Below are 8,647 nucleotides of genomic sequence, written 5' to 3'. Positions count from 1 at the left end.
TAATTCCGAAGCAACCGGTAACGCGTTGATGTATGTGCTGGCCAATAAGGCTCTCGACCTGGTTAAACAAAATTCATTTAAAACTCCGGTGGAATTATTTGATAAGATATTGCCGGCGGTTATAGCTGAAGGAAAGAAGATCACCGGGAAAGCAGATCTTAATATCAACTTCGTTTATAATGCACTGGTTAGCGTCGATAACGCGGCATGGCTTATTTATGCGGCCGAAAATAATTTCAATACGTTTGAAGCGATGATACCGGGACAGTACAAGCAAGCATTGTCCCACCGCAATGAAAAGATTGCAATCATGTACCAGATCCCATATGGAATGCCTATGCAGGACTTAAGGAACGCTGCCAAGCAGGGATATTTCGTTTTTAAAGTAAAAACAGGCTTTCCCGGTACACAATCAGAAATGTTGAAGGGAGATATGGACCGCCTTACGCTTATCCATGAAACTCTAAAAGACCTCAGAACCGCGCACACTGCCGATGGAAAGTTGATCTACACAATGGATGCCAACGCGAGGTACGAAAAAAAGAAAACTCTTCAAAAGTACCTTGACCACGCAAAAAAGATTGGGGCATTTGACAGGATCTTATTGTACGAAGAGCCTTTAAACGAAAAGAACGACGAGAATGTAGCTGACCTTGGGATAAGGATAGGCGCTGATGAAAGCGCTCACGATGAAGCCTCGGCCATAAAGCGATTAGATCTCGGATACAATGTTCTTGTTCTTAAAGGGATCGCTAAAACCTTAAGCATGTCGATTAAGCTTGCAAAACTGGCCGCCGAACGAAATGTCCCCTGTATGTGTGCTGACCTGACGGTGAATCCAATTCTTGTTGACTGGCATAAAAACCTCGCTGCCCACCTGGCTCCCTTCCCAGTTATAAACATGGGGTTGATGGAGACTAACGGAGATATGAACTACACCAATTGGGAGGCCATGGTAAAACATCATCCCGCTTCTGAGGCGTCGTGGTTTCAGCGCAGAAATGGTGTTTTCGAGTTAAATAAAGATTTCTATGATCGGAGTGGTGGAATTTTTGAACCATCGGCTCATTATTATGGCATGTTCAAAAAGAGTAATTAACCTCCGCCTGTCGCGCCTTGTGAAGTTATATCGTTATTTTCAGTCATATCTGGGCCGTATTTAGAAACTCTTGCGCTCTCCTTATCCTCTTTGAGTCTTACGGCCATGAAAAGCAGAATACCCAATCATTAAGTAACAGGGTACGACAGCAATGGAAGGTTTAACAGTCGGCAGCAATTTATATGGAATTAAGATGCGTGTAATTATCGAGTGCTTTTTTCACACTGCCAGATTCAAAAAGCATAGCTTTTACAGAGTCGTAGTCAGTGAGACCCGTGAGCTTCATTAACATTTTTACGGCCCGGTCCGTTATTTTATCATTTATAAGTTTCACGTTCACCATCTGGTTATCCAAAACGTGTCCCAGTTTGGTCATAGTTGCCGTGCTTATCATATCGAATATCATCTTCTGAGCTGTTCCGCATTTCATTCGCGTGCTTCCTGAAATAAATTCAGGCCCGGTAATAACCTCTACAGGAATGTCAGACTGAGCTGCGACAGGGGAGTCTGGATTACTTACAATACAAGCTGTCGTGATCTTGCTTTTTATACACGCATTCAATGCTGATAATACAAATGGCGTTGTACCGCTTGCAGAAATACCCACAACGATATCTTTCTCTGAAACGTTTCGTTGTTGGAGCTCATCCCAAGCCGCATTTGTGTCGTCTTCTTTCTCTTCAGGCGCTTCGATGAGGTGTTCCTGGCCACCAGCCAGAACTACATTAAATACTCCTTGGGGAATGCCGAATGTCGTAGGAAGCTCCAGGCAATCTAGTACCGACAACCTTCCGCCACTTCCAGCACCGACATAAAATAGCCGTCCACCATCGACGATTTTCGACACAATGGTCTCTATAAGAACATTCAACTGTGGCAAGGCTTTTTCAATAGCCAGAGCCACTAGTTTATCTTCAGTGTTGATATGGGAGGTTAATTCTCCAACTGTCATTTTTTCTAAGTGCCTGTACTTTGAGGCTTGTTCGGTAATCCGGGTCATGCTTAACAATTGTATTCGCCTAAATATAAAAATAAATTACGTGTACGTAAACGTAAAATATTATTATCTTGGATTGTTGAAAAATTCTAGCCTTTAGATCTCTGAGAATGCGAGAAATTTATATTGTAATGTGCCTTTTAATCTGTGCTTTTTCCAGTTTAAATGCACAGCAAATTGCTGGGAATGAGGTTGTAATTAATATACATGCTGTCAGTGGAATGCAGTTTGATTTAGTTCGCTTCAATGTAAGGCCAGGGGTAAAAGTTAAAATCAATTTCACTAATTCCGACGATATGAGCCATAATTTCCTGCTCACTAAACCTGGGACGCGACTTGAAGTGGTGAATGCTGCCCTTCAGCTCGAGGAGAAGGGACCGGAGATGAATTACATTCCTAAGTCTGAAAGCGTTTTATGGTCAATCCCTGTAGTATCAGCAAACCAATCCGCCACTCTTAGTTTTACAGCGCCTTCACAACCAGGATCATACCCATATGTTTGCACCTACCCCGGTCACGGATTTATTATGTATGGCGTTATGTACGTCGCGAATGACGCAATCATGCCGGATTCGAAAACAGACCAGAACATCCCTCCCTCGCGCCGCGAAGAAAAGAGTGTACAGTCGGCCGGGCCGTCTACTTCTGTTAGTTCGAATCCGATGCCTCATCACACCAACCATCCTTACGATCTCGAACCCCCATTTCTCTACCGGATATTTATGGATGATTCAGGCCCGGCTTCGATAGCTGTTAATTTGCCGAAGGATATTTCCTATTGTTGGGATACCGGATCATGCCGGTTGCGATATGCCTGGTCGGGAGGATTTCTAGACAATACAGCGATATGGAAAGGCCATGTTGATGCAAATGCAAAAATTTTAGGCAGCGTGTTTTACCGCGAAACTTCCGAATACCCTGTGATCATCGGTAAAGCAGATGACGTGCCTGTCGCTGAATTTAAAGGGTATCGGCTTATCGATAAATATCCTGAGTTTCATTATCAGCTCAACGGTATTGATGTATACGAGCTAATTAAGCCAAAGGAAGATGGCAATGGTATTGTGAGACATTTTCGAATCCCAGGTGTTGGCAATACGGTATGGTTTACTTCTAAATCTATGAATGGTTCTGTCGAGCATACTTCTTCAGCCGGTAAGTGGATTGATGGGAAATTAAAACTAACTCCACAGGAGGCGCGGCAGTTCAGCATAACAATGACAAATTATTCGCTGCTTTTTAACACCCGTAGAAAGAAAAAATGATGAAAAAAAAATTGTGTCATGCGCTTCTTTTTACCTTTTTATTTGGAAGCGGCAATCTGGTCGCGCAGACGGTCGCTGGTTCTTCATATACGGTCCAGAATATTCAGATGCCGCATGGCCTTATGGCAGAAACAGGCGGGCTTGCATTCTTACCCGATGGCCGCCTGGCAGCATGCTTCATTCGGGGTGAGATTATGCTTTATACACCTCAAACAAAAGAATGGAAAGTATTTGCTACTGGCCTACACGAACCGCTGGGTATTCATGCTGTTAGCAATTCGGAATTTATAGTGATGCAAAGGCCCGAACTTACAAGAATAAAAGATTCAGATGGAGATGGTATTGCTGACCATTACCAAACTTTAACAGATGATTTTGGCATCTCCGGGAACTATCATGAATTCAATTACGGCCCTGTTCAGGATTCGAAGGGCAACCTCTACATAGCATTAAATACAGCCTCCCAGGGCGGCAGTGTCCGGCCAGAGGTCAGGGGTACCCTCAATCCTTTAGGCAGAGATATGGCCCAGGGGATTTATGAAATGTATTCAGTGGTTCCTTATCGGGGATGGGTTATGAAGCTTCCGGCGGGTGGGGGCAAGCTGCAACCATATGCTTCCGGTATGAGATCGCCAAATGGCCTCGGGTTTGACCTCAAAGGCAATCTTTTCGTAACTGACAATCAAAGCGACTGGGTTGAGACAAGCACCTTATTCCATGTTCAGGAGGGTAAGTTTTATGGACATCCGGCAAGCTTAGTTTGGCAAAAAGAGTGGGAGAATAAAAATCCATTTATTAGTCCGGTTAAAGACCTTGATAAGATCCGTACAAAAGCAGCGGTGCTGTTCCCCCAGGGAATAATGGCGAATTCGCCTTCTCAACCACTTTGCGATATCACACTGGGGAAATTTGGCCCTTTTGCAGGCCAGCTTTTCGTGGGGGAGATGAATCGGGACAGAATAGTCCGGGTAATGCTGGAAACCGTGGCTGGAGAGCTTCAGGGAGCGTCCATTCCATTTATTGATGGTCACGGCCTTAGAAAAGGGAACAATCGGCTTGCATTTGCTCCGGATGGCAGCCTTTGGGTCGGACAGATAGCCTTCGGATGGGCAGGTGATCAGGGAATACAAAGGATAGTCTTTAATGGAAATCAGCCCGCTGATGTTCAAATGATGAACCTGACCAAAACCGGGTTCGACATCACGTTTACACAGCCAGTTAATAAGGCACAGGCGCTGAATGCCAGCAATTACAATTTCAGGCACTATTACTATAAGTATCAGCGAAAGGTTAAAAACGCAGGGGCCGACGTTACCGACCAGCAGGATGTTCAGTCGGTGCCAGTGGAAACTATTACCATCTCAGCAGATGGTACGAAAGTATCGCTCGTGCTAGGTGAGTTGAAAGCTGGGTATGTGTATGAGCTGAAACTTGGAGATATTACAACAGCCAAGGGACAACCTCTGGATAATAGACTGGTTTGCTATACATTAAATAACCTTATACCCTGAGTTATATTAATCGAAACGTCAAATGATTAACCGTCGAAAATTTGTAAGCAGGTCGGCACTGTCACTAGCTGGCCTTATGATAGCTGAAACGGGGCTGGGTTCGGCTGTAACACATAGTCCGTCAACGGCTTCTGGAAATACCACCGCCCCGCCTTACGACTTGATGAAGGATGTGCTGAAGTATAGAAAGATCGATTCTCATGTGCATTCGGATTTATATGATGGGAAGTAAGTGTCGGGAAGATATTGGCCTCAGATCTCACCGAAAGTCAAACAAAAAAGGTCTTTTTCGAGAATTATAACAACATCTTAAAAAAATCGGGTAATAGTATCATATAATGATGTTTAACTCTTAAATCAATTACACTATGTCCGGATTATCCAGAAGGAGGTTTATCACTAGTACTGCTCTGTCAGCAGGTGGCTTTGCTGTTACAGGAAGCTTGACAGGTCTGAAACAACCTGAAGAAGCCACCCTCGCAGCAAACTATAATCTCATGCAGGAGGTGCTGCGATATCGAAAAATAGACGCGCATGTTCATGTGAATCTCAGCAGTACCGACACAGAAGTGCAAAAAAAATATGCCGAAAGCCTCATAGATTATTCGCAGCGGCTGCGGGTTGAGAAACTGGTCCTGTCAAATCCTGTGACAAGGTTAATTAACGGTGTTCCTGACGGCAGTCCCGAGGCATTTATAAGGAATAATAACATCGTTTTGGGTGTGATGAAATTGCATCCGGACGTTTTCGCCGGCAGTTTTACTTTCAATCCTGTGCATGCAAAGGAATCGATGGACGAAATCAAGCGTTGTGTGGATTTGGGTATGACAAATGTCAAAATCTACTATCAGACGAAGATCAACGACCCCTCATATTATCCCATTGTAGAGAAGATGATCGAGCTCAAAATGATCATACACAGCCATGCGGAAGCACAAATAGGGGTTGGCGGGTATCGGATGAAATACAATGGATTTAAGCCCAAAAACACATCAGTACCTGAGGATTTTGTGGACATAGCGAAAAGATATCCTGAAGCGATGTTTCAGTACGCACACATTGGAGGCGGAGGAGACTGGGAGTATATGTGTAAGGGATTAAGGGATAGCCCCAATGTATTTGTAGATACTTCTGGCAGCAATAATGAAGAACATCTTGTCGATTTTGCTGTGGCCCACCTGGGTGAAGATCGAGTGCTTTTCGGATCAGACAATTGCTATTATCAGAGCGTAGGAAAGATACTTGCTTCGAATTTGAGTGAGGGGCAAAAACGGAAGATATTTTTTGAAAATTTTAACAACATATTAAGAAAAGGAGGCAGAAATGTTGATTGATATAAATGCTTATGTAGGTAACTGGCCATTCCAGAAATTAAAACATAACACTTGTGAGCTACTGCTGGGGCGGATGAATAAGTTCGGAGTAGATATTTCCGCTATTAGCAATCTGAACGGTATTTTCTACAAAAACACTCAATCAGCGAATGAGGAATTATATGAAGAGATCCGGTCGTCCCGAAAGTTTAGTGACCGTTTTATTCCGTTTGCAGTGATAAATCCAATTTATGCTGGCTGGAGAGATGACCTGGAAACCTCGGTTAAGAAAATGGGTATGAAAGGCGTTAGGATATATCCTAAATACCATGATTTTGGTATCGTTGATCCCGCTTGTATTGAGTTGGTAAAGCGTGTTCGCGATTATGGATTGCCGGTAGCTTTCGAATACCGAATGGTAGATAGCCGGCAGCGTTCGTGGATGGATATTGATTATGTTGTCGGGACCACTAAGCGTGAGTGGAACTTAAAGGATATTCTGCCTATAGTAAAAGCGGTTCCTGACGCTAAATATATGATCCTGAACTACGCAAATGCAGCCGTTTTAACGCCTGAGGAAAAGGATCTCGTAAAAAACACTGAATTGATATTTGATACGTCCGGTAGAACGATCACAAATATGGGGGAGTTTCTCAAGACCTTTGGTAACGACAAATTTGCCTTCGGTACCCATTCTCCAATTCTGGATTATTTAACCGGGCAGCTAAGGATCGAGTCACTCCATCCATCAGAGGCTGACGAAAGTGTAAAGGAGATGCTCAGATCGGGGAATGCAAAGAAGATGCTGGGGTTAATCTAAATATTTATACGCTTTAATTATGCCGAAAAGCCTTTAAGTACTTCGTCTGATGTTATTGAATACTGGCCAAACATTTCGAGTAAAAGTATTGCACCATTAGTCTGTAATAGTTTAGCCTGCGTTTCTTTGGTTTCCATGCCGGTGGTACAATCGCGGAGGAGACTGACGGAGTAGCCCCGGTTAGTCATTTGAGTCGCCCCATAATCACGACTTATAATACATGCATTAGTGTTAAATCCAGCGTAAAGGAGAAATAAAATCCCTTTTTGCTTGCAATAGCGATGTAGCTCTTCGCCAGTTGCTACCACAGCTTCGTTCGCCCGAGGTGTGACTTTTGGGTGAAAAGTTAGTTCTGGTAGTGCCTGTCTTTCAGCCTCGCGTGGTTCGGTTGGTCGCCTGTACGCTCTATACGGGCCGGATAGGTTACGGAACTCAACGGGTGGCCAAGTGTCCTTTGGGGGATTCATTTCGACACGTGAAACCAATTTGACCCAATTGGGATGCTTCATTGCAGCTTCCGGTGAAGGAGCATGAATTACCTGCATGCCTTGTTCCCTGACCTTGGCTAAAAGCGGGAGATATTTATCATTGATGATTTTTTCGGCCCGGTACTCAGTTTCCTTAATGTAGTGCCGTTGCCACACATCCAGCAATACCAGAGCAGTTTGCGAAACAGGAAGGTTCCAATCCAGATTGGCGTAACGTGTATTTGTTTCCAGCCATTCCTGTCCGGGATCTACATGCCATCTGTGATAACGCGGTCGTATATGGAGTGTTTTATCGTCCAGTGATAGGGGGGCAGCAAGTCGTCCATCGTTGGCAAACGCGGGAATAGTTAAACCCATTCCAAGTGCAGCACCCAATCCTGTTAAAGAGCTTTTCTTTATAAACTCTCTTCTTCCGTTACTCTCTTTTTTCATATGCTTTATAATTTACTGCTCCCCGAATGGGTTAAAAAACACATTGTTAAATTATTAAAATTCCCGATGGAAGTCAAGCTCCAGCGGGATTAAATCTCTACCAGGCTTCTCCGTCTATCTTGATCACTACGTTGTCAAAATACGCAGTTCCTGCTGTGCTGAGATCATGATTTTCCAGGTAGAGCCTTAAACTAGGGCCTGCTGCCGGAGTTGTAAATGTAAAGCTCTGCGTCGACCAGGCCGCGCTGTCGTAGGTTTGCGCTGTGCCGACTACGGAGCTTGTAGTGGTATTGTACATGAAGATTTTCGCGCCCGCAACGCCGCTCGTTTTTACGTTAAAGGTAACCCGGTATGTGGTTGACGGTTTCCATTGCTTCCAATCCTGATAGAGCATTTGCCAAACCCCGTCGCCTGTTGCCGAAATAACTTCGGCACTCATGGCGCCAGAGTACTTTTCCGCGGTGGTAAGCCTAATCTGGGTTGCACTTCCACCTCCACGCGACCATCTGGCTGGAAGGGTTGGGTCGGCGAAAAACTTAAGCTCAAAACCCTGATTTTGTACCTTTACGGGATCCCAGGCCATCAGTTGAGTCATGGTATGCGCCTCATTAAAACCTACGGGTGCAATGCTTCTGAACTGCTCTGCTGCAATAGTCCATGCTATCGCATTGAATTGGGTTAATTTTGTCCATCCTGTTAGAAGTTTTGTATCACCGTAGGTC

The 8,647-nt window shown here is 44.3% G+C and carries 9 protein-coding genes; 6 read left to right on the top strand and 3 right to left on the bottom strand.

Annotated features, from left to right (window positions below; all coding sequences use genetic code 11):
• Nucleotides 1-1,099 (top strand): L-alanine-DL-glutamate epimerase (locus tag WKF69_RS07160; RefSeq protein ID WP_340380768.1); only part of this gene is annotated, 1,099 nt, incomplete at its 5' end.
• 178 nt (nucleotides 1,100-1,277) lie between these two features.
• Here the strand turns inward: WKF69_RS07160 and WKF69_RS07155 are convergent.
• Entirely contained in the window at nucleotides 1,278-2,099 is an 822-nt protein-coding gene (locus tag WKF69_RS07155) for an N-acetylmuramic acid 6-phosphate etherase (protein WP_340380765.1), read from the bottom strand.
• A gap of 107 nt (nucleotides 2,100-2,206) precedes the next feature.
• Between WKF69_RS07155 and WKF69_RS07150 the strand changes: the two genes are divergently transcribed.
• From WKF69_RS07150 to WKF69_RS07130, 5 genes are all read left to right on the top strand, one after another.
• Entirely contained in the window at nucleotides 2,207-3,361 is a 1,155-nt protein-coding gene (locus WKF69_RS07150) for a plastocyanin/azurin family copper-binding protein (protein WP_340380763.1), read from the top strand.
• Entirely contained in the window at nucleotides 3,358-4,872 is a 1,515-nt protein-coding gene (locus WKF69_RS07145) for a hypothetical protein (protein WP_340380761.1), read from the top strand. Before WKF69_RS07150 ends, WKF69_RS07145 begins: the two co-directional genes overlap by 4 nt.
• Nucleotides 4,873-4,894: 22 nt before the next feature.
• On the top strand, nucleotides 4,895-5,104 hold the full coding sequence (locus WKF69_RS07140) for a hypothetical protein (RefSeq protein ID WP_340380760.1): 210 nt from the start codon (nucleotides 4,895-4,897) through the stop codon (nucleotides 5,102-5,104).
• A gap of 136 nt (nucleotides 5,105-5,240) precedes the next feature.
• Nucleotides 5,241-6,206, top strand: coding sequence for an amidohydrolase family protein (locus tag WKF69_RS07135; RefSeq protein ID WP_340380759.1), 966 nt, complete (start codon nucleotides 5,241-5,243; stop codon nucleotides 6,204-6,206).
• Complete coding sequence (locus WKF69_RS07130) at nucleotides 6,196-7,005, top strand: amidohydrolase family protein (protein WP_340380757.1); 810 nt, start codon at nucleotides 6,196-6,198, stop codon at nucleotides 7,003-7,005. The genes WKF69_RS07135 and WKF69_RS07130 overlap by 11 nt, the downstream gene beginning before the upstream one ends.
• A gap of 17 nt (nucleotides 7,006-7,022) precedes the next feature.
• On the opposite strand, the gene WKF69_RS07125 is transcribed toward WKF69_RS07130, so the two are convergent.
• Both WKF69_RS07125 and WKF69_RS07120 read right to left on the bottom strand, forming a co-directional pair.
• A complete protein-coding gene (locus WKF69_RS07125) occupies nucleotides 7,023-7,925 on the bottom strand; it encodes an isochorismatase family protein (protein ID WP_340380755.1) in 903 nt (300 codons plus the stop codon).
• A gap of 97 nt (nucleotides 7,926-8,022) precedes the next feature.
• Nucleotides 8,023-8,647: carbohydrate binding domain-containing protein (locus WKF69_RS07120; RefSeq protein ID WP_340380753.1), on the bottom strand; the 625-nt coding region annotated here is incomplete at its 5' end.

Source organism: Daejeonella sp., assembly GCF_037719425.1.
Taxonomy (GTDB): Bacteria; Bacteroidota; Bacteroidia; order Sphingobacteriales; family Sphingobacteriaceae; genus Daejeonella.
This window is presented reverse-complemented; position numbering and strand designations above follow the sequence as displayed.

Excerpts from the sequence above, each read along its gene's own strand:
- WKF69_RS07155 (WP_340380765.1), bottom strand. The coding sequence starts at position 2,099 with ATGACCCGGATTACCGAACAAGCCTCAAAGTACAGGCACTTAGAAAAA.
- WKF69_RS07150 (WP_340380763.1), top strand. The coding sequence starts at position 2,207 with ATGCGAGAAATTTATATTGTAATGTGCCTTTTAATCTGTGCTTTTTCC.
- WKF69_RS07145 (WP_340380761.1), top strand. The coding sequence starts at position 3,358 with ATGATGAAAAAAAAATTGTGTCATGCGCTTCTTTTTACCTTTTTATTT.
- WKF69_RS07140 (WP_340380760.1), top strand. The coding sequence starts at position 4,895 with ATGATTAACCGTCGAAAATTTGTAAGCAGGTCGGCACTGTCACTAGCT.
- WKF69_RS07135 (WP_340380759.1), top strand. The coding sequence starts at position 5,241 with ATGTCCGGATTATCCAGAAGGAGGTTTATCACTAGTACTGCTCTGTCA.
- WKF69_RS07130 (WP_340380757.1), top strand. The coding sequence starts at position 6,196 with ATGTTGATTGATATAAATGCTTATGTAGGTAACTGGCCATTCCAGAAA.
- WKF69_RS07125 (WP_340380755.1), bottom strand. The coding sequence starts at position 7,925 with ATGAAAAAAGAGAGTAACGGAAGAAGAGAGTTTATAAAGAAAAGCTCT.